The following is a 22,812-nucleotide window of genomic DNA, read 5'->3' on the forward strand; positions in this document are numbered from 1 at the left end:
TGTTCTATTGGGGAACGGGCGTTTCATTCTTTCTGAAATCAATCCTGAAACTACGTTTGTTCTAAGTTTATTTTACTTCGTTCATAAACTTCCTGAAGTTTTCGGCTATTTCCTTGGACCGGGTATGGTGTAAATAATGTCCACCTTCGAATGTCATCACTTTACCATGTACTGAATTTTTGACTTGCTCTTCATGCAAAGGTATCCAACCTTCCGTTTCGGTATCATTCGCTTGTAAAAAGAAAATGACAGGCAGATCTCTAGGGAAGCTCAAGTTTTCAGCAGCTTTGAAATTGGGACCAAAATTTTCTCCTTCATTTAAATTATTCGGATTAAACGTATTTTTGAGTGAGAGCATTCTAATCTGTTCTCTGGTTTCATCATCAACATCGGGTGCAATCAGTTGATCAGGGGCCAGTTTCATTAACAATCGGTAGAATCCTGATTTTTTAAGCAGTTTGTACGTTTCGGTTGGAAATGGATCATCGTTACCTCCCTGCGCTGGAACGCTGCTATCAATCCCGACGAAGGCAGTTACTTCGTTTGGATATTTGTTCACATAGTCCAGTCCATAAATTCCTGAAATAGAGTGACCCATGAGCGTGTAACGATGAATATTAAGCTGCTGTAACGCTTCATGAATTTCACTAACCATATTTTCCGTGGTACGCTCTTTTTCAGTTACGTCACTTAATCCATAACCGAAAGGCTCAATGACAACGACTTTGTAAAATGGGGATAACTCATCGATGAGCGGTTTAAAATCGAGAGCTGGGGCAGGCGTTCCGTACCCCGGAAGCAATACCACGGTTTCTTCACCTTTTCCTTGGATCAACACATTCATGTTTTTCCCGTCAACCGCTACGGACTGACCATAGGCTTTTATTTTCCCTTCCTCCGATTTGTTGCTAATTACATTTACAATAAAAACAGTGGCTATAAATAATGCAAAAGCGATAACTATGGCACCAAATATTTTGAGCAAAATGATAAATATTTTTTTCATCATGATGGTTCTCTCCTGTTGAGTTCGTTTATTGTACAGCCATTTGAAACTCCATTCATTTTACTTTTTTAATGAAATTTCAAATCGGGAGCCAACCTCACCTGCAAATACAATACGACCGTTTTCTGGTAAGACAAGTTCATTCTTACCGCTGACCCCGGTGTAATTAATACAAATTCCCATCTGGTCGTATACGGCAAAGGCGCTATTTGCGGGTATTTTCACCGTCATGACTTTTCCTTTCGCAGTCGCTGGTACCGAGAACCATTTAGCATATCCATCTGCTTGAATGGTTGTTGCGGATTGTTTACCTGGATAGATGGGTTTTACAAGTTCCTCACTGGCGTATACATAACCCGAAGCTGTAAGATACTCTCCTCCGTTCTTTTGAGAGAAATGAATGTCCATCGTATCACGTCCGGCAGTACCCGGAATTTGCAAAGGATTGGCTGCTTCGTTAGCTCCAATAATCTTATTATTGGACATATATCCTGGATTCTCTTTATTCATATGAATAGGCAGGATCGATGAAGCATTGAGATAGACCATTGATGTGTATTTCTCATTCACCAGATAATATTTTTTACCATCGCGCTTTGCCCATGCGGCGTTAATCTCCTTTGATAATTTATTGGCTTCCAGCTTCTCCGCATTATATTCTGAGAAAGCCAGCTGTCCGAGTCCTGGAACGGATATATAAGACCGTGACCACAAGTAGGTATTCCCATTTTCCTCGACAACGAATTTCAACTTATCTGTACCTTCGTTGTTAACAAAAGTACCATCTGCTGTATATGTGTATTCTTGAGCCGGATTACTCGGAGCTGTAAGTGAAGATACCGTCATTTGTCCAGCCGTATTGATGTTGATCTTCGTAACTGAATTATTACCGCCATATATACCTGTAAACTTGGAGATTTCCTTAGGCATATTGGCCTTCACGGGTACGCCAAATGATTTTTCCGGCTTCCGTTCTTTAATAACGCCCTTTTCCTCAAGTGCGCTCAGTAATAATTCATTGGCAATAAAATGATTGGTTAAGCTTGACCCGCCTGAAGAGATAACGGCTGCTGCCATGTTGTATTCCGGGAGTACCACTAATGAGGACTGATAAGATAAAGTATCTCCACCTTTCATAACGGCCTTAATGCCGTATTCGTTGAATGGAAACAAGTTCACACTATCCCACCCCAACCCGTAAGACATCAGCGTATCGCTATCCTCTGGCCACATGCCTCTTTTATACTCTTCTTGCGCCATAGCTTCTACCGACTTACTGGAAAGAATACCATCAACTTCTCCCGTGAAGATTCTTGAAAATTTGACCAGATCTTCAGCGGTGGAATACAGACCTCCAGTACCGATGATATTATAATTCTCTTTTGGAAGTTGTCCCTCATAAAAAGGGGAATAGATTCCCGCCATTTCTGCCGGATCAACCACATCCTGTGGTGTTTTGGTATGTTTCATATCCAAAGGCTCCGTAAAATACTTGTGTATAAATGCGGTATAATCAATGCCACTAACTCTTTCGACCAGAATCTCGGCTAACGTAAAGCCATCGTTGCTGTAGACTGAGTATGCGCCGGGATCTGCCTTGAGGTTTTGAGTCGCCAATTGCTCCAGAAACGTATCATGTGAATACGTGTCATTATCTCCATACAATGTAGCATTGTTGGTTGAGGTGCCCAGAAGACCGGAGGAATGATTCAGCAACATACGGGGTGTAATCTGTTTGTATCGGTTATCTTTCATTTTAAAGTCAGGGATATAGTTCACAACAGGCACATCCAAATCGATCTTACCTTCGTCAACTAGCTTCATTACAGCGGCTGTAAGCATCATTTTACTAGTTGAACCTATGCCATAGATGGTGTTCGAAGTAAGAGGTACCTTGTCGTTTATATCGTTCTTGCCCGCTTGACCGGACACCACAATCTCTCCACCATCGATGAGCGCATATTGCAGACTCGTCGTACCGTAAGTCTCAGTCAGTAATTTGGCTTTTTCCATCACGGTTTTCTTCGTTGCCTCATACGTAAGGTTGCTGTTGTTCATAGCAGCCGGTGCGGCCATTGCAGATAGCGGTGCTAACATGGTTAACACTAGCGTTAAAGCTGCAATTGAAGTTCGTTTTTTGACTGTTCTCTTAACCACGTTTATTTTCTCTTGTTGTATCATCTGCATCTTCTCCTGTCAGTATCTCTTTATTAGAGTATCTTGCTTTGGTGCTAAAATAAGCTTAACCAATATAAATGTACTGCTCGTGACATCTATATGAACCGAGTATGAACAGGCAAAAAATTTGAGTACATGATGATTCACAACCCTTGATTTTTCCATCTTTCTCCACAAAAATATCCCCTTTAAGTAGACACTTAAAGGGGATAAAGATTAGTCTATTTCAATGAAATTTCAAACTTGGAACCGACCTCACCTGCAAATACAATACGGCCGTTCTCCGGTAACACAACCTCATTCTTACCGCTGACCACGGTGTGATTAATGCAAATACCCGTCTGGTCATATACGGCAAAGGCACCATGTGAAGGCATTTTAACGGTCATAACTTTTCCTTTCACCGTTGCTGGTACTGAAAACCATTTGGCATATCCATCTGTTTGAATCGTTGTTGCAGATTGTTTACCTGAATAGAGTGGTTGTACAATTTCCTCACTGGCGTATACGCTACCTACGGCTGTAATGTACTCTACTCCATTCTTTTTGGAGAAATAAATTCCCTTGGTATCACGTCCAGCCATGCCAGGGATCTGCAGCTCAGTAGCTGCTTCGTTTGCTCCAATAATCTTATTATTGGACATATATCCTGGTGTCTCTTTATTTGAGTGAATAGGGATGATTGGTGATGAATGGAGATAAACCGTTGATGTATATTTCTGATTTACCACGTAATATCTTTTACCTTCACGCTTTTCCCATGAGGCTGTAATATCCTGGGGTAATTCATTGACTTCCAGCTTCTCCGCTGTATATTCTGAGAAAGCCAACTGTCCAAGTCCTGGCAAGGATATATAAGATCGAGACCACAGATACATGTGTCCATTCTTCTCCGTAACGAATTTCAGCTTTTCTGTGCCTTTATCGTTAACAAACGTACCATCCGCTGTATATGTGTATGTTTGAGCCGAATCACTCGGAGCTGCGAGTGTGGATACAGTCATTTGTCCAGCATGATTCATTTCGATCTTCTTAACCGAATTATTGCCCCCATACATACCTGCATACGTGGATATTTCTTTAGGTATATCTGCCTTTACTGGCACCCCAAATGATTTTTCTGGCTTCCGTTCTGTAATGATACCCTTTTCCTCAAGGGCGCTGAGCAATAATTCACTCGCAATGAACTGATCTTTGGCACTTGTCCCACCAGATGAAGTAACGGCTGCAGCCAGATTGTATTCCGGCAGTACGATTAATGATGAGTGATACGATATCGTATCTCCACCTTTCGTTACTGCTTTGATGCCGTACTCACTGAATGGGTACAAATTTACACTATCCCACCCTAACCCGTAAGATATAGACGTATCGCTATCCTCCGGCCACATGCCTCTTTTGTATTCTTCTTGCGCCATAGCTTCTACCGACTTATTGGAAAGAATGCCTTCCACCTCTCCCGTGAAAATTCGTGAAAATTTCACAAGATCTTCAGCGGTAGAGTAAATACCTCCAGTAGCGATGATATTATAATTCTCTTGCGGGAGCTGGCCATCATACAGAGGGGAATAGATTCCCGCCATTTTTGTTGGTTCAATCACATCCTGTGGTGTTTTGGTATGCTTCATGTCCAGAGGCTCTGTAATATATTTGTGTATAAATGCAGTAAAGCCCATGCCGCTAACTCTTTCGACTAGAATCTCGGCTAATGTAAAACCATCGTTACAATATACGGAGTACTCTCCTGGATCGGCTTTCAGGTTTTGATTCGCCAATTGCTCTAGAAACGTATCATGTGAATACGTATCATTATCTCCGTACAATGTAGCATTGCTGCCAGTGCTGCCCAGCAGACCGGAGGAATGATTCAACAGCATGCGTGGTGTAATTTGTTTGTAGCGGGTATCTTTCATTTTAAAGTCACGGATATAGTTTACAACAGGCAGATCCAAATCAATCTTGCCTTCGTCAACCAGCTTCATTACAGCAGTGGTAAGCACCATTTTACTGGTTGAACCGATGCCGTAGATCGTGTTTGAAGAAAGCGGGACCTTGTCCTTTAGATCGTTCTTGCCTGTCTGACCGGATACGACAATCTCGCCACCATCGATTAATGCATACTGCACACTGGTCGTACCATACGTCTCGGTAAGGATCTTCGCTTTCTCCGCTACAATTTTCTTGGTTGGTTCATACGTCAGGTCGCTGTTGTTACTCGTAGCTGGTGCGGCCAGTACTGACATTGGAGATAACATCATTAACGCCAGAGTTAAGGCGGTGATTGAAGTTCGTTTTCCCTTTTGTCGTCCCATTCACATCATCTCCTGATTTAAATGTTTTGGTTGATTAGAGTTCTTTTGGATCTATAAATTTCACCTCTGGATACTTGTCGCTCGGCCCCTGAAGCAGAGTTCCGCCCGTTCCTTTCAATTGCTTATTAAAGAAATCAAGTACATATTGATTTACGATGCTTGATCCTCTTTTACCATTGATGTCTCCTGTGATCCCGGACAGTTTAACCAGCTCCGAATAGAATTGAAGATCCGTGAAATTGAAGTGTTGGGTTCCTTCTACATAGATCACTTTTCCCCCATCATTAATAACATTTTTCATAATGTGCAGCTCATCTGAAAGAAATTTAGTTACTTCATCATCCGAATTTCTATCCATTTCAAAATTGGCTAACCATTCTTCAAAACTTCCCGATCGGATGAACATAAACGGCTTGTTTATATCATCTCTATTTTCCACTTCATATAGTGACCCATCCATATTAACCCCGGCCTTGATTCTCTGATCTAAATACGTTGCATTAAACGCGGTTGCACCCCCAAAAGAATGCCCCATCGCGCCGATGTGATCTAGATCGATTTTTCCTTTAAACTGACTTTCGATTGCACCTGAATTCAGCTTATCGATTTGATCGATTACAAACTCCACGTCTTTCGTCCATATATTCCCTGTTTTTGTACGTTCATCTAGTGTAGTCGTACTTTTTTTGTAATCCGTTACACGGCCATCTGGAAAAAGGGTAGCAAAGGTGCTATACGTATGATCGATTGTCACTACGATATACCCATGACTGGCCAGATTTTCCGCCTGTGATGCTTGTAGAATTCTACTGGTTCCCATACCATGAGATAGCAGTACCACGGGATAAGGACTTGTGGAAGGTAATATTTCTACATTTTCATAAGAGTTGGTTTGACTATACTTCAAGTAGTCGAGCAAAAATTCGGGCAGTTTTAAAGAAGCAGAGAAGCTCTTAATATACGTTTTGAACATTTCTTTATCATTTGGAAACAGCGTGTCACGCTTGTTGTTATTCATGTTCTCAGTAGGATACCAGAATTGGACCATTAACTCCCTCTTGTCGCTTTGATCTTCAGTTAAGACTTCGTCTCTGTTCTGGTCCGTAAAATGAAATGTTTGAGTGCCCACTTTCTCTGGACCATCCGGCTTCGGCAAATTAAAGACAGGTAAGTATACAGACAAGGCAGTAGAAGCAACCAGCAGAATGACAATTAGGGAAGATAAACTATATTTCAACAGCTTTCCTATTTTTAGATTTATCATCTTTTCGGAATGTCTGAGTAAAACAATAAGTATGAATAGCGCCGTCATGATATATACCAAAAGCAACTGCCATCTGTATCCCTCAACCAACAATTGAACTACGAGTATAACGCTACTTCCTATACCCAAACCCAAGCCTATTTTCTTTGCACTTCTTTTAATAAACAATAGATCTACGAGTAAAGCGAAACAGGATAAAACTAACAGTACTTCAAATAATCTCATTTTGAATTCCTCTCTCTCATCACGGACTTTTACAGGATATTTACTTCGCTTCGTTCATGAATGCTCTGAAGTCTTCAGCTATTTCTTTAGATAACGTATGGTGTAAATAATGTTCGCCATCCATTGTTATTACTTTTCCATGTACCGAATCTTTGATCTGTCCTTCATGCAAAGGTATCCACCCTTTTACACCTTCATTATTCGCTTGAATAAAAAGAAGAAGTGGAAGGTCTGTAGGGAAGGTTAAGCCTTGAGCCTCTTTAAAATTGGAAGCAATATGGTCCATCTCATTTAACATCGTGGAACTATTCGAGTTTTTATTCGACAGCATTTTCATCTGCTCTACAGTGTGCTCATCAAATGGGAGTCCAGCATAAGGATCACCACCAAATTTGACCACTAATCTTTGGAGACCTGATTTTTTTAGGAATCCGAACATTTTTGTAGGCAATTTGGCATCCATACCCGGTTGTGTTGAAACACTGCTATCGATTCCGACAAATGCCGTCACCTCGTTTGGATATTTGTTCACATAATCAATGCCGTAAATGCCTGCAATGGAGTGGCCCATGAGGATATACTCGTTAATGTTAAGCTGTTGTAAAGCTTCATGAACTTCACTTACGATATTTTCTGCCGTTCTTTCTTTTTCAGTTCCATCACTTAATCCATAACCGAAAGGTTCAACCGCCACAACCTTGTAATATGGAGATAGTTCATCGATGAGCAGCTTAAAATCAAGCGCTGGTGCAGCCGTTCCATAGCCTGGCAGAAGCACGATCGTTTCTTTGCCTTCGCCTTGAATTAACACATTCATATTTTTCCCGTCTACAGATACGTGCTGGCCGTAAGTCTCTATCTTTTTCGCCTCTGAATTGGTACTGATCACATTCGTGATATAAACAATACCTAGAAACAGAACAATGACGATTACGATTGCTCCTAGTACTTTAAGTATATTGTTTCTTACCTTTTTGGCCCTCGATCCATTCTTCGCTTTCTTTTCCTCTGGTTGTGTCACTCTCATCTTCTCCTGTCTTTAACTGTTTGTTCGGCTTTCTTCTTTGCTGCTAATGAAATCTTAACCCATGAAAATGTACTCCCCGTGACGTCAATATGAACTGAATATGAACAAGCAATAAATTAATAAATTTACGGAGACGTCATTGGCGGATAAATTTCCGTGAACACATTATTGGATTTCCTTCATAAATCCCATGAATTTTTCAGCAATTTCATTGGCATGGGAACGATACAGATAATGATTTGCTTCCAGCAGCACCACTTCACCGTGTGCAGAATCCTTTATTAACTTCTCGTGTTCCGGAATCCATTTGTCTGTTGCTGGATGATTCTTTTGAATAAAGAAAAGAACAGGAAGATTTACAGGGAACGTTAGCTGTTCAGCTGCTTTAAAGTTGGAATACATGCTCTCTGCCTCATTTAATTGAGTGGTATTATACATATTTTTTCGGATCAGAATGTTCAATTGTTCTTTGGTCTGCTCATCATACGGTAGTCCATCATAAGGGTCAGCACTCAGTTTCAATTGTACTCGCGCGAATCCTAAGTTGCGGAACCATTTAATCGGTTGTGTATCTGACGAATCAATCTTCTGTTCACTTATCGGTGGAACACTGCTATCCAGTCCAACAAATGCACTTACTTCGTTTGAATATTTGTTCACATAATCCAAGCTATAGATCCCGGAAATGGAATGGCCCATAAGGATATAACGATTAATATGGAGACTCTGTAACGCGTCATGAATTTCACTTACGATATTTGCCGTACTGCGTTCCTTTTCGGTCTGATCACTCAATCCGTAACCAAAGGGCTCAATTACAACAACTTTATAATCTTGAGATAGCTCTGAGATAAGCGGCTTAAAATCTAGTGCTGGTGATGCTGTTCCAAACCCTGGTAAAAGGACGATCGTTTCTTGTCCTTCTCCTTGAATGGTGACATTCATTTGTTTTCCATCCACAGACACATGCTGCCCATAAGGCTCCAATCTCTTCTTCTCCGAATGACTGCTGATTTTGTTAACGCTATACACGATGGCCACAAAAAGTAGGATGGCTATAACGATTGCACCTAATACTTTAAGCAAAATGTTTAACACTTTTCTTGTTCTGGTTCCACCCCACTGTTTCTTCTCTGTTTCTTGTGTCACACTCATCTGCTCCTGTCCTCATCTGTTTACTAGCCGTAACAAGCCGTTAATACAAGCCTAACCAACTAAAATGTCCTCATCATGACGACAATATGAACGGAGTATGAACTAACAAAAAAAGGCCACGTTTCACATGCGGGGGAGCTTGCATGTGAAACGTGGCCTGAAAATATGGTTTAGACAATCGGATGAATATTCTACACATCCACTTTACCCTGTAAGCCTAACTATTCCGTTGGTGGAGTGATGGGCAACGTGACAATAAAGGTCGTTCCCTGACCAGGTTCACTTTCCACTCGGATGTCCCCTTGATGAAGCGATACAATCTGTTTAACGATAGCAAGTCCCATACCACTGCCGTCATATTTGCGACTGTGAGAACGATCCGACTTGAAAAACCGTTCGAATATGCGCTTCTGGTCTTCAAGAGGGATACCGATACCTGTGTCGGAGATTCGAATAGTCACGTTTTTGATATCCTGCTTGGTGCTGACGTGAATTACGCCGCCATCCTTGGAAAATTTAATACCGTTGCTGAGAATATTCGTCCATACCTGGTTCAGCTGGTCGTGATCAGCCAAGACTTTAACTGCTTGGAGATCGAGCTCAAAGTGAATGTTGCGAGCAGACCATTGTGGCTGGAGAGTTACAATGACCCGCCTGATCTGTTCATCCAGGCTAAGTGTGCTAAGTCGTGGTTGCTGTGACTGCGATTCAAGCATACTCAGCTTGAGCAGATTATCACTCATTTTGGACATCCGCTTCGCCTCGGCGATGATAATATCAAGATATCGGCTTCGTTCTTGCTCTGAGAGATTTACTTGTTTCAGCGCTTGAGCATAACCGGATATCGAAGTCAGCGGAGATTGAACCTCGTGTGACACATTCGTTACGAATTCCCTGCGCATCTGCTCCAACTGCTGCAAATCATGCATCATTTCTTCGAAACTGCGCGCCAGTGTGCCCAGTTCTCCGGTTTGCTTGATATTCAGCTTGACGTTGAAATCTCCAGCAGCGATCCGCTTCGTTGCTTTTGTCAGTTTTTTGATCGGTCTAACCAAAAATATGGAAGCAATCAGAATGATAATACTTCCTGCAATCAATGAACAGGTTGCAAAGATCGAAGCCCATTGGACGACAAACAAGGAAGAAGGTGGAGCGAGCGTCTCAAAAAACATTGCTTGCGCTCCCATTTCCGTTTTCACCGGCAAACCTAGTAGAACTGTTGCAATACCGTTCGGATTGTCCTGTACTACGCCTCCATCTAACACTTTCTTTAGTTGCTCTTTCGTCACCGTGGCCGATTTATGTCCGTTAAGCTTTCCATACGACTGGAACTGACCCGTTGCATCGTAAATTCGAATATGATATGAATTCAGTAGCTTCATTCCACTCACGAACGATTCTGCTTCACTTAATGGAAGGGTCTTGTAAATCTGCACGACATCTTGGCCGAAGTTACGTATGTTAATTTGAGCATTTTCATTCAATTGATCTTCGAATATCATCGTGGACATAAAAAAAGAAATGACTGTGCCGGCGATGACGGAGACCAGAAATGTCAGGACCACACGGATATATAACGATCTAATCATTCGTAAACCTCAAGCCGGTACCCCAGACCTCGCACCGTTTCGATCCGAAAATCGGATGTTGTTGCGAACCGTTCACGCAGGCGTTTAATATGTACGTCTATTGTTCGATCATCACCGGCGTAATCAATACCCCAGATTTGATCGATCAATTGCTCACGTGTATAGACTTGTCCGGGTGTTCCAGCGAGTTTATAGAGCAATTCGAACTCCTTTAGCGGCAACGTAAGCGACTCTGTTCCACTTGTCACCTTGTAGGTTTGTCGATCCAGGATGACGTTGCCGAAATGGATCGTCTGCGTGGAGCCGATTTTGTATCGTTTCAGTAATGCTCGAACACGAGCCGTGAGCTCCAACGGATCAAACGGTTTCGTCAGATAATCATCGGTTCCCAGTTCGAATCCCTTCACTTTCTCCCAGGTCTCCCCTCTCGCCGTCAGCATGAGCAACGGAAGATCAGGATTGGCTCTTCGCAGCTCCTTGCATAATGTCCAACCATCCATGATAGGCATCATGATATCAAGCACAACAAGATCGACATGTGTTGAGCCGTAAACGGTCAGTGCCTCCTTGCCATCCGCAGCTTCAGCCGTTTCAAATCCGTCATTTCTCAAAAATAAACAGACGAGTTCACGAATGTTCGGATCATCGTCAGCAACTAGTATTGTAGGCATTTGTTTCCTCTTTTCCTGTTTCCATGTCATGTAGTCGTAATCATTATACTATTATTGAATTTGTAAAAAGCAAGAAGCACGTAAGAAATTTAATCACGCCATCCCATCAGAATGCTCTGCATCCCCGCTTTGTTATGAAGAAACTGTTTCACACGAGAGCCGTTGGCACCAGATGGATGAGGGAACCCCCATAAAATTTTCCCTTCAACTAACCGATGTTCATCTAGCAATTGATGTAGTACAGCCTCCACCGACTTTCCTAATGGAATAATAAGGGGATGCTTTAACTGTTCCACTTCAGGCAGAAATGATTCAAGTACAGTTTGATACAAAAATGTATTTTGAGTAATGGAAGGCTGATGCCCATTGTAATTTTGCTTATTCACCAAGACTGGATATCGAATCAGAGAAGTTGTATGTAACAATATACAATCTGCTTCAAACAGCCTTTGCACATGGGGCACTTTTAAATATTCATGCAAGCTTATTTCCTGGAGCATTTGAATCAAATTGCTACGCATGGAGCCGGCCATTCTTGCCGCTATTTTGGCTTCTTTACAGGCTTGCTCATATGATTTGTGTGCTTTCAAAGCCTGGGTAGCCGTTCTATATGCAATCTCCATTTGCTGCCAACCTGGTGTGATGCCCACAAGCATGACTTTTGCGGAAGGATTGATATATTCATTATGTGGAGAGAAGAACATCTCCACCTCTCCCGCTGAGCTTAATTTCAGATCATTAATCAGCAGCTGTGCTTTGGAGTACTTTGGTTGTATCGGTAATGAATTCATCACATCAATCAGACGTTGTTGGTGAGTGGAAGATATCAGCAGACTGCTCACTCCTTACGGCCTTATGTATTGGCTACCCTGCAGATTATCGATTATATACCTTATTTTGTACAATAACAGCCGAATTAATTGAAATAAAAAGGGTAATTGAGGACAACGTCCATCAATTACCCTTTTTATTATTCTGAATGGACAGGTAGCTGTACAGTAAATGTCGCACCTTCTCCTGGTTCACTGAACACGGAGACAGTACCCCCATGCATCTCCACAATTTTATGCACGATGGACAGACCTAACCCACTGCCTCCCAAGGCACGTGTACGGGATTGATCTGCTTTGTAGAAGCGTTCAAATATACGAAGTTGATCATGCTTGGTGATGCCAGGTCCACTGTCAGTAATACGCACACTGACCTTGCCTTCACCTTGCGTAAGGAAAACATCAATTTTACCGCCTTCTGGCGTGAACTTGATTGCATTATGAATCAGGTTGATCCATAACTGAATCATCAAGTCCTCATCAGCCAAGATTTCAACTTCTTCCAGCTCTACGTTCATATCTATTTTTTTGTCATCCCATTGGGGTTCGCAGGCCAGAACCAGAGTTACCAACTGCCGATCCAATCGGTAAGATGTTTTATGTGATGCATGCTCGGATGAATCCAGAACGGCGAGCTTCATCAAATTATCACTCAGTCTGGACAAACGAACACATTCCGTCTCGATGATCGTCAGATACTTTTCCCGTTTCTCCTGGTCCATATCTTTATTTTTCAGCGCTCTGGCGAACCCGCTGATTGACGTGAGCGGCGATCCGATCTCATGTGATACATTGGAGATGAATTCCTGACGCAAATCTTCCATCACTTTGAGATTTGCTGCCATGTCATTGATGCTTTCAACCAACTGCACAAACGGGTGGGGATTTCTCTGTCTCCCGTTTCTATTGGCAAATTCCGCATCCAGATTCACACGAAAATCCCCCCGGGAAATGCTTTTCAATGCCTGAATCATCTCATTAAAAAATTCATACTGCCTGCCTTTAACCAGCGGACCGATCATTGTAATGCATAACCCAAAAAAAATGAACCCAAGCATGGCATTAATCAGAAAAGCAAGCAATTCATGCGGTTCCCATGGGACAAAGGAATACACATATCTCGTAAGGTAGAAAGCTGCTGTCCAGCAGGCAAACAGGGCCAGAGATACCAGAATGACGTTTCTGGCAATATGAAGAAATCCAGCCTCCTGCTTCATTGCCGTACCTCCAGGCGATAGCCTAAACCTCGCATAGTACGAATGACAAAAGCATGCTCTTCCTCCGGAAACCGTTCACGAAGTCGCTTGATATGCACATCAATTGTCCTCTCGTCCCCTTCGTAATCATAACCCCAGATCTTTTCGATTAACTGATCACGTGTAAAGGTCTTGCCAGGATAACTCGCAAGGGTGAATAGCAATTCAAATTCCTTGCGTGGCAACACAATATCCTGATCTCCTTTCTTGCACTCAAACGTATCCCCCCGCAGGACCAGTTCACCAAGCAGAATCACTTGTGAAGTCATAATCCGATATCGTTTCAATAAAGCCTTCACTCGTGCAACCAGCACCAACGGATCAAAAGGCTTCACCAGATAATCATCCGTCCCAAGGGTAAAACCTTTGATGATCTGCGAGGTTTCTCCTTTGGCCGTCAACATCAGTAGCGGTAGATCCGTCTGCTGCCGCAACTGGCGGCACAATTCCCATCCGTCCATGCCTGGCATCATAATATCGAGAACGACGAGGTCAACCTTATGGTCAGCGAGTAATCGCAGTGCATCCAAACCGTCAACAGCCTCGATTACGTGCAAACCCTCCTGCTGTAAAAAATGTCCTACCAGCTCTCGGATATGCGGGTCGTCATCAACGACCAATATGCTTGTCAAAGTGACCACCTCCATTTTTTCAACCTTGCCTTATACTCCACATTCTGTCAAGAAGAAGACCTTACACTATGAAGGCACAACGTCTCTTTCCTGATAACTCAACATTTTTAGAAAATTTTATGATTTTCAATTACGTTCTGCGCATATATGCCCGTACTGTTAATGGTGCAAAAATAGCTACAATAACCGCCGCTCCAGCAAGGCTAGTCACCAAATCTGTGCCCATTGTCCCTTGATTCGCCAAATCCCGTACAGCCGAGACCAAATGGGATATCGGATTGACATTAACAATCCACTGAAGCCAATTCGGCATCGTATCTACCGGAACGAAAGCGTTCGAAGCAAAGGTGAGCGGAAACAATACGAGCATGGAAATCCCTTGTACACTGGACGCTGTACGTGCAATAACACCGAGAAAAGCAAAAATCCAACTGATCGCCCAAGCGCACACAATAACCAGTAATCCTGCCATGGCGACATGACCCAATCCACCTGCAGGGCTATATCCCAATAGATATCCAATTGCAAAGGTAAGGATTGTTGCAATAGTATATCGGATCGTGTCCGCCAGCAATGCTCCAGCCAGTGGCGCAATACGTGCTATAGGCAATGATTTGAATCTGTCGAATACCCCTTTATCCATATCCTCACGCAATTGCACGCCAGTAACGACGGAGCTTGTAATTACTGTCTGCACAAGTATACCCGGAATAATGACCAACAAATAAGCTTGAATGTTTCCCGAGACCGCACCACCAAAAATGTACGTAAACATTAATGTGAAAATGATCGGCTGTAGAGTAACATCGAATAATTGCTTTTTATGAACTGAATATGAATAGAATCAGAAAATTTTCAATTTCAAAACACAAAACCCCGCCAATGTCCAAATGGACACCGGCAGGGTTCAGATCGGGCTATCATTCTCTAATTTGCAGGTTTGATATCAAAGAAGTCCAGTTCTCCATATCCTTCACCTTTGGAGAAACGAATTTTGTTCACACCAGCCTTTAGCTGAACTCTTGCTGTAGACAGTCCCCAGTTCTCCCATCCCTTGTTCGTAATGTAGAATGGGCTGGCTGTACCTCCATTCACACTCAGCAGCAGGTTGGACCAATTCCCACCTGCTGTGCCATTCGCCGTCCTTGCCAGGAGAATATATTGCCCTGCAGTTGCTGCATTGACGTTAAATTCTACATAGCTGTCCGCCGTATCGATATGACCAGCTTTCATGCCGCCTGAACCAGAAGGACTCTGGGATGCATAAGCGATCCCACCAAAGGTTCCCTCTTCTCCTTCATATCGAACGATTGACTTTTCTCCCGAAGGTAGAGCAATGGGTGCGTTGGGATTCACCGGTGTACCCAAGTTCGGGGTATTGTCGGCATTCCAGGTGAACTTCTGTAAGCGAATCTCACGATTCCATCCGGAATTATTGGATTTCGCTGTGTGGTACATGATCCAGTCCTCAGTCCCGTCAGGCGATTTCGTAAAAGAATGATGACCCGGACCATACAAGCCGTTCCCCGATTGGAAGATAGGCTGACTGCGCTTGCTCCAGGATGCCGAATTCAGCAAATTGCTTGAGGTGTTAGCGGTAATCAGCCCCAGACAATAGTCGTTGGTCCAACTGCCACTTGCAGAGTAGACTAGACTGATAACTCCGTTTCGAACGATCACCTGCGGCCCTTCATTTACATTCGGGGAATGATTGGTTTCCCAGTTGTAGGTTGGTCGTGCAATTTCCACGCGATTTGAATCGATCGTCCAGGGATTACTCATATGGGCAATGTACAGATTCTGCCTTACATTCATATCTGCTTCCCAGCCCGACCAGATGAAGTAGAGCTGTCCGTTCACCTGCAATACCGTCCCATCGATAGCCCACTTGTTGGTGGGATCCGTAATCTGTCCTTTGTATTGCCAGGTTCCCTGTGTAGGATCAGCTGACGTATTTTCCATAACATACATGCGGTGATTGACGTTGTCTCCATCATCCTTCGCATAATAGATATACCAAGCACCATTGATGTAATGAAGCTCTGGAGCCCAGATGCCGCAGCAGCCAGTATTCACCACTGTGGTTGGAGCCGCATCAACGGTTGTTAATTGAGCTGACTTCCAGATGGTAACGTTACCACCTGTTGTTTTGGTGAAATAATAGAATCCATCTGTGTGCTTGTAGACCCATGGATCAGCTCCATCCTGCATCACGACATTGTAGAAGTTATTCTGAACGGTCGCAGCATGCGTCGTCTGTCCCATTAGGAAAATAAGGAATGCACATAAGGCCAGCAACAATTTGTTCCTGTAATTCATTATTTTCATCTACAGTCACGCTCCCTATAGGATTATGAATTATGCGCGTAGCTGACCTTCAACATTCAATCTTCAATGGCAGCCTTGCGGGAATTAATGCGACGAATCGTTTCCGGGTCGAATTTGGGACGGCGGTCATAGGTGTACAGTCCATTCACTTCCTGTTCCACATCATATAGCTGGGTATAACAAAACCCGAACATTTTCGGATGGTCCAGCAGGACATTCGTTAATCCCTCATAACGTGCAATGAAAGCTTCTTCAGATTGCGGTCTGTCCCCGTAGCCCCAAGCTTTCTCATCTTGCTGATCCGGATTCCACCAGATACCGCCATACTCGCTAATAAAATATGGCTGCCCTTCATACGTCTGCCGCTCCGGAAACGTATTGAATACTTCTCCGCCGCTTTTCATCGGTTCATATCTGGCCATGAACGTTTCCGGGTTCTGATCATAGTCATGCAAATCGAAGATATCCGTCACCACATGAAAGTTACCGCTGGTATCAATGACAGGACGTGTCGGGTCCATACGTTTGGTCATCTCATAGACAATGCGTAGCACATCATTATCCTGCCGGGTTCCATCACGATCCCACGTTTCGTTGAACGGACACCAGCCGATAAGCGATGGATGATTAAAGTCGCGTTCCATACCTTCCATCCATTCTGGCAAAAACCGGGCAAGGCTTTCGGTCGTTGTAATATCCTGTCCCCAGTTGGCATGTTCTCCCCATACCAGGTAACCAAGCTGATCAGCCCAATACAGGAAACGCGGCTCAAACATCTTTTCGTGCAATCTCGCTCCATTAAAACCAAGCCCCATGGAAATCTCGATGTCCTTGCGCAGATCTTCGTCGCTAGGTGCGGTGTAGATCCCATCCGGGTAAAAGCCCTGATCCAGCACAAGCCGCTGAAAAACGGACTTCTCATTGATACGAAATGCCATACCATCCAACCTTACCGTCCGCAGTCCGAAATACGAGCCTACCGTATCGATGGTCTGATCCTGCCCATGCAGCTTCAACTCCAGATCATACAATTTGGCATTCCCCGGCTCCCATAAATGGATTTCGGATAATGGGACGGTAAGCTTCACAGCAGGTCCATGGACAACCGCCGTTGTCGATCCAACATCCTTGCCGTCAAAGTGGGCAGTTGCAGCCAGCTCTCCTCCAGCAGCGTTACCGCATATTTTCACTTCAAGGTGCACGCATGCATTATCCGGATCAGCCGCGACTTTCATGTCGGAGAGGTACACCTCTGGCACTTGCTCCAGCCACACCGTTTGCCAAATGCCGGTAGTCCGCGTGTAATCGCAGCCATGCGAGTGGAAGCGTTCGCTCTGTTTGCCTCGCGGCTGAAGTCCTGAACGCACATCGTCTTCCGCATAAACCGTGACTACATTCGTTCCCGACGAAACATGGGGTGTGATATCAAAATGGAATGGCGAATAGCCTCCCCGATGTTTACCAACGGCTTTTCCATTGACCCAGATCTCGGCTTCGTAATCAACAGCACCAAAATGAAGCAAAATGCGTCCATTCATCCAGGCATCCGGGATGGAGAACTCGCGTTTATACCATACTGCTGCCATAAAATCGGTATAGCCCACCCCGGACAGTTTACTCTCTGGACAGAACGGAACAGTAATAGTTCCAGAGAGGTGATGTTCGGACTGATCATAACCCCGTTCTTTTCCACTTTTGCCATGATCCATTTCGAACTGCCAAGTTCCGTTCAGATTGATCCAATGGTTACGCACCCACTGAGGGCGAGGATATTCCGGGCGTGGTGTCAATGTCATCTTGTCTTTATTCATACGTAAATCACTCCTATTAGCCTTTGATTGAACCGATATATACTCCTTTTACAAAGTACTTTTGCAGGAAAGGGTATACCATCAGTATTGGAATGGTGGACACAACAATGGTGCAATATTTGTTCTGTATTTGAATCAAAGTATAATTACACAATAATTAGATGTCAACGTTTTCAATTTATTTTCTTGTAATAAAATATGTCTGGTATTATTGCTTACATTTCCTTCAAACAGCATGGGAAAGTTAATTATTCACCGGATCACACCATTAAACCGCCGTTAAAATGCGGTTAATTCCAGTTTGAATCCATAATAATTATTACTTTCATCGTCTAATGAAAGCATTCGTTTTCACCAAATCATTTATCTACATCGCTATTAATTACAAAATAGTTGTAACTATAAACATACCCATCCCCTATTCTCGAGTCTTATGTTTTACTCTCCCGATGGAACTTGGAGCGTATGATCATCGCTGAAAGGCACACCAAAATCAGGTGTTCCATCCCTGTTCCATTCAAATTTATGAATGCGCGTTGCCCGCAAACCAGTATCAGCACCCGGTGCCGGAAGAGCATGAAATACGATCCAGTCCTCCAGACCATCCGGTGATGTAGTAAAGCTGTTGTGCCCTGTGGCATATACACCATTCTCCGTACTCTTCCGAAAAACAGGCTGCGGGGATTTGGTCCATGATGAAGCCAGCATTGGATCATCTTCTTCATTCATGGTTAACATGCCAAGTGCATAATCTTCCGACCAGGTTGTGCTGGCCGAGAAAATCAGAAAAACTCGTCCATTTCGATGCAGCGTAAACGGGCCTTCATTAATCGCCATCCCGCCTTGCTTTTCCCACGAAAAGGTTGGAGCTGTTAACAGCACATGGTCACCTGTCAGTGTGTAAGGATTAGACATCCGCATAATATAGATCGCTGACCCATAGTCCGGAAAATGACCGTAACCTGCGTACAGAAAATAGAATTGAGCACCCCATTTCAGCACGGTACCATCCAGACCCGGGACAGGAGTGTCCAGAGCCCCCTTCCATACCCAATCTCCATCCATGGGATTTGGGCTTTCATTCTCCAGCACGCAAATCCGCCGTGAATCGTCCCCTCCCCCATCATTGGCTGTATAGTATATGTACCATTTTCCATTCAAAAAATGGATTTCCGGTGCCCACAAATGATGGCTGTAACGCCCGCCAGGCTCCGGTGACCAGATGATTTTCCGTTTGCCTTCATCAATCTGAGATAATCGGGTGGACTGAATAAGCTCCAGGTAATTGGAACGTGTTGCTCCAGATGAAACAAGTTCGGTTTAAAACGCTCGATACTCACGATACATTAGGTACCGTTATTTGGCATATCTCGCATCCTTATCACCTGCATTCATCGTATACCTTACCTGCATAATAATGTTCTGTTCATGATCTCCGAACTCATTGCCAAACAGGTTCATGCCTCCCTGATGCCTAGCATCCGGATGAATTCCAATGCGTAATCTTAACTTGTGTTTATCCTCAAGATGAAGATCTGACAGGGACACATCCGAAATTTTCTCTTTGTCCAGCATGGTCATGTTGTCGTCCACACGCCATTTTTTGAGAATGCCGTATTGTGTGGAACCATCAGACCACCATGTCGGATTCAGTTTACCACGATGGTCGCCCAAATCTCCGGGACTAGTCCACATCCCGATCTCAGTGCCATTCACCCAAACAGAAATATCCGAGGGCCAATCATTGTTATAGGTTGCTACTTCAGAACAGATTTCCATGGACAATTCCAAAGATTCAATCGTTGCACCTTGCGGAATATCCATCGGAAGCAAATATTCCAAATAACCTTTTGCCAGCCAAATGATCTGAGCATCAATATGCTTGGGATGATAGAAGCTTGCCGGATCGTCTTCCTTCAGAATCATGTCCTCCGTGCTCGCCATGCCGCATGTTGGCGCAACTTCACAGTCGCTGTAATGCCCTATCGGCATCTGAACTTCGTAGACATTCGTATCCCGTGTGGGAAAGGAACCCCCTCGATCCAGGGCAATATGAATATCATCATAATTGCGGCTGCACACCTTCATGGCCCCACGAGAGGCTGGGAGCATTTCCGTATGTATTAAATTGGCCGCCTCCAGCACTTTAATATGGTTGGCTACCGTTGACACGGGCAGGTTAAGTGCTTCGGCAATTTCGATAATGTTTAATTTGTTAGCATTAAGAAGCTGGAGAATGTCAATCCGGGAACGAGTCGATAAGGCGTGGGTTACAGTTACCAGTTTTTCCGGGTCGTTAAAGCTGAGTTCCAGCACGTATTTGCTCTCCTTTGGAAAATATTAATTAAAATAATTCTACTTAATAACAGGAATAAACACAATGTTGCTATGCTCCATCCTTCTTTCGGAGGAATACATCTGAGAACATTTTCCACGTAATCTTTCCTGTAACGAAGGCAATGAATAGAAGTAATCTGCATTTCTTGTGAAAGGAAGTGTTATACGTGATAAGTGAACTCAATAGCTGGATCAGGCATATTGCTTCTAACTATATATTGATTATTACGGCAGCTGTTATTTTCTTCGCGATTAAGGCTGTGATCGGATTCTACACGTACAAACACTACAACAAACAATTGGACCATCTGCACCATAAAGTTGATCTTCTCATCAAGGAACAGCAGCTTCTCGCTCAGCAGTTTTCCCTTCCTAACGAAAACAGAGACATGATGCAGAAAGAAGACCACTTCGAGTCTTCATCGCAACCTCCACTAATGTGATCTTCTCATATAGTATTGTATAGTTACTGTTGTATGTCCCTCTCTATTCTGTTACGTAAACAGCTCAGAAAAAACTTGAACGTTATACAAGCCGTAGATCAGATGTTGGTACACATCCAATCTACTGCTTTTGTTATTTTGACTGTATGATTTTAATCCTTCTCCTAGTGCACAATCTTCACAGGCAAGTATGTCAGGGACTGGCCTGGAGCCGAGACGGTAAGGTTGTTTTCCAACTCAAATGATTCATCCGATTCAATAAAAGGTACCCTTTCTACAAATGCAGTCAAAGCAACACTTAATTCCATTCTCGCCAGTGGAGCACCTAGACAGAAATGCGGACCATTCCCAAAGGTAAGATGTTTTTTGTTATTGGGACGGTGAATGTTCAAATCAAACGGATTTTCAAATATGGTTTCATCCATATTCGCCGCACTCATCCAGGAGATAACGACATCCCCTTTTTTCAATTCTACACCCAAGAGATTATTATCTTTCTTAACGGTCCGATGTCGCTTGGCATTATGGAAGCGATAACGAAGCATCTCTTCCACCGCAAGTGGGATCAACTCAGGGTTCTCTCGTAATTGAACATACAAGTTGGGGTCATCATAGAGAAAAGAATAAAATGTACTGGAAACCATGTGACTGGTGGTTTCGATACCAGCCCCCAGCAAAAGCATTGTGGTTCGAACAACCTCATCGTCGGAAAATTTCTCGCCGTCCACATCCACTTTCAACAGGTCTGTAATGATATCGTCGCCAGGCAGAGTCCGTTTCTGAACGACAATGGGATAAAGGAACTGATAATACTCCTGTGCCGCGACTTGCTTTTTCAGTTCCATTTCCTCTGCATTTTCTCTATTGGCGGGTTGAAACAGAATATCTACCCAGCTTTTGAAGCGGTGGCTGTCCTTCAGCGGTATGCCCAGCAAATCAGCCATAACCATGGAAGGCAATGGTGCTGCCAGAGCTTGCACGATGTCAACCGTTGTATTGAGTTCGATATCCTCCACCAGTTGCTTGGCAATGTTCCGAATCCGCGGCTCCCAGTTTTTTAAACTGCGGGGGGTAAAAGCAGCAGAAAGCAACGAACGGCTTTTTTGATGACGCGGTGGATCTATGCTCGAAATATTCATTTTGTCCGGCGGTGTGCCTTCCTTGTTTTTCGCCCCAACAGAAATGGTTGTTCTTGATCCTTCGGATGAAAAATATTCATGATTGCTTAGTACCTGCTTGACATCGTCATATCTGAATACATTCCAGGTATCCGTATCCTCATGATAGTAAACAGGTTTTTCCGACAACATTTTCCGAAACCAGTGAAGTGGAAAAAACTCTTCCGATCTGGACTGAAAATTGGTTATATCGTGAACTCGAATCACTTCTTTGTACATCCAAACACCGCCTTAAAACTATTTTTATCCAGTGCAAAGAGGGATTTCTTCCATGTCTCTGATAATCATGCCACGGCGTCACTCCAGTTCTTCGTTTCCTTTTCATCCCTCCTTTGGTTGGCACATGAATTGACAGTTCAGCGCACAACCATTTTATACTAACCGTATATTATTTGGAATGAAACTTTTGAACTATATTCATATTATGGATATTTTAAGGTGTATTTTTATACTAATAGTACATTTATGACGAAAATTAAGTTCCTAACGGTTATAATACAGGATTACAGATAGGTAAGCATGAACATGTCTAAACCTAATACGTGGACCATATGGTTTACTATGGTATGC

At 43.4% G+C, this 22,812-nt stretch carries 17 protein-coding genes and 2 pseudogenes; 1 reads left to right on the forward strand and 18 read right to left on the reverse strand.

Annotated features, from left to right (window positions below; genetic code table 11):
* Window positions 1-67 precede the first annotated feature (67 nt).
* The 17 genes and pseudogenes from G3352_RS00195 to G3352_RS00270 form a co-directional block, all read right to left on the reverse strand.
* Entirely contained in the window at window positions 68-1,009 is a 942-nt protein-coding gene (locus G3352_RS00195) for an alpha/beta hydrolase (protein WP_163752944.1), read from the reverse strand.
* A 57-nt stretch (window positions 1,010-1,066) separates the two neighbouring features.
* On the reverse strand, window positions 1,067-3,187 hold the full coding sequence (locus tag G3352_RS00200; protein WP_163752945.1) for a serine hydrolase domain-containing protein: 2,121 nt from the start codon (window positions 3,185-3,187) through the stop codon (window positions 1,067-1,069).
* A 218-nt stretch (window positions 3,188-3,405) separates the two neighbouring features.
* Complete coding sequence (locus G3352_RS00205; RefSeq protein WP_163752946.1) at window positions 3,406-5,496, reverse strand: serine hydrolase domain-containing protein; 2,091 nt, start codon at window positions 5,494-5,496, stop codon at window positions 3,406-3,408.
* A 34-nt stretch (window positions 5,497-5,530) separates the two neighbouring features.
* The gene (locus G3352_RS00210; protein ID WP_163752947.1) at window positions 5,531-6,985 is read right to left on the reverse strand and encodes an alpha/beta hydrolase family protein; all 1,455 of its coding nucleotides are present in this window, start codon (window positions 6,983-6,985) and stop codon (window positions 5,531-5,533) included.
* Between the two features lie 40 nt (window positions 6,986-7,025).
* Window positions 7,026-8,006: an alpha/beta fold hydrolase gene (locus tag G3352_RS00215; RefSeq protein ID WP_163752948.1), complete on the reverse strand. Its 981-nt coding sequence runs from the start codon at window positions 8,004-8,006 to the stop codon at window positions 7,026-7,028.
* A gap of 171 nt (window positions 8,007-8,177) precedes the next feature.
* Complete coding sequence (locus G3352_RS00220) at window positions 8,178-9,167, reverse strand: alpha/beta fold hydrolase (protein WP_163752949.1); 990 nt, start codon at window positions 9,165-9,167, stop codon at window positions 8,178-8,180.
* 221 nt (window positions 9,168-9,388) lie between these two features.
* The gene (locus tag G3352_RS00225; protein WP_163752950.1) at window positions 9,389-10,756 is read right to left on the reverse strand and encodes a sensor histidine kinase; all 1,368 of its coding nucleotides are present in this window, start codon (window positions 10,754-10,756) and stop codon (window positions 9,389-9,391) included.
* Window positions 10,753-11,427, reverse strand: coding sequence for a response regulator transcription factor (locus G3352_RS00230; protein ID WP_163752951.1), 675 nt, complete (start codon window positions 11,425-11,427; stop codon window positions 10,753-10,755). The genes G3352_RS00225 and G3352_RS00230 overlap by 4 nt, the downstream gene beginning before the upstream one ends.
* Window positions 11,428-11,516: 89 nt before the next feature.
* Complete coding sequence (locus G3352_RS00235) at window positions 11,517-12,269, reverse strand: hypothetical protein (RefSeq protein ID WP_345940699.1); 753 nt, start codon at window positions 12,267-12,269, stop codon at window positions 11,517-11,519.
* Window positions 12,270-12,397: 128 nt separating this feature from the next.
* The gene (locus tag G3352_RS00240; RefSeq protein ID WP_163752952.1) at window positions 12,398-13,474 is read right to left on the reverse strand and encodes a sensor histidine kinase; all 1,077 of its coding nucleotides are present in this window, start codon (window positions 13,472-13,474) and stop codon (window positions 12,398-12,400) included.
* The gene (locus G3352_RS00245) at window positions 13,471-14,145 is read right to left on the reverse strand and encodes a response regulator transcription factor (RefSeq protein WP_099854353.1); all 675 of its coding nucleotides are present in this window, start codon (window positions 14,143-14,145) and stop codon (window positions 13,471-13,473) included. Before G3352_RS00245 ends, G3352_RS00240 begins: the two co-directional genes overlap by 4 nt.
* Before the next feature lie 130 nt (window positions 14,146-14,275).
* A pseudogene (locus G3352_RS00250) lies at window positions 14,276-14,965 on the reverse strand (ABC transporter permease); the annotation flags it as partial.
* A gap of 107 nt (window positions 14,966-15,072) precedes the next feature.
* Complete coding sequence (locus tag G3352_RS00255) at window positions 15,073-16,473, reverse strand: family 43 glycosylhydrolase (RefSeq protein ID WP_163752953.1); 1,401 nt, start codon at window positions 16,471-16,473, stop codon at window positions 15,073-15,075.
* Window positions 16,474-16,529: 56 nt separating this feature from the next.
* Window positions 16,530-18,284, reverse strand: a complete 1,755-nt coding sequence (locus G3352_RS00260) for a glycoside hydrolase family 2 protein (protein ID WP_275898401.1) — start codon at window positions 18,282-18,284, stop codon at window positions 16,530-16,532.
* A gap of 16 nt (window positions 18,285-18,300) precedes the next feature.
* Window positions 18,301-18,405 (reverse strand): annotated as a pseudogene (locus G3352_RS31005) (carbohydrate ABC transporter permease); the annotation flags it as partial.
* A 317-nt stretch (window positions 18,406-18,722) separates the two neighbouring features.
* A complete protein-coding gene (locus G3352_RS00265; RefSeq protein WP_163753327.1) occupies window positions 18,723-19,565 on the reverse strand; it encodes a family 43 glycosylhydrolase in 843 nt (280 codons plus the stop codon).
* Between the two features lie 75 nt (window positions 19,566-19,640).
* Window positions 19,641-20,600, reverse strand: a complete 960-nt coding sequence (locus G3352_RS00270; protein ID WP_163752954.1) for an ArsR family transcriptional regulator — start codon at window positions 20,598-20,600, stop codon at window positions 19,641-19,643.
* A 188-nt stretch (window positions 20,601-20,788) separates the two neighbouring features.
* Between G3352_RS00270 and G3352_RS00275 the strand changes: the two genes are divergently transcribed.
* Complete coding sequence (locus G3352_RS00275; RefSeq protein ID WP_163752913.1) at window positions 20,789-21,064, forward strand: hypothetical protein; 276 nt, start codon at window positions 20,789-20,791, stop codon at window positions 21,062-21,064.
* A gap of 164 nt (window positions 21,065-21,228) precedes the next feature.
* On the opposite strand, the gene G3352_RS00280 is transcribed toward G3352_RS00275, so the two are convergent.
* Window positions 21,229-22,461, reverse strand: coding sequence for a cytochrome P450 (locus tag G3352_RS00280; RefSeq protein WP_163752955.1), 1,233 nt, complete (start codon window positions 22,459-22,461; stop codon window positions 21,229-21,231).
* Between the last annotated feature and the right edge of the window lie 351 nt (window positions 22,462-22,812).

Origin of the sequence: Paenibacillus sp. ALJ109b, assembly GCF_010747435.1 — a bacterium.
Lineage (GTDB): Bacteria > Bacillota > Bacilli > Paenibacillales > Paenibacillaceae > Paenibacillus > Paenibacillus taichungensis.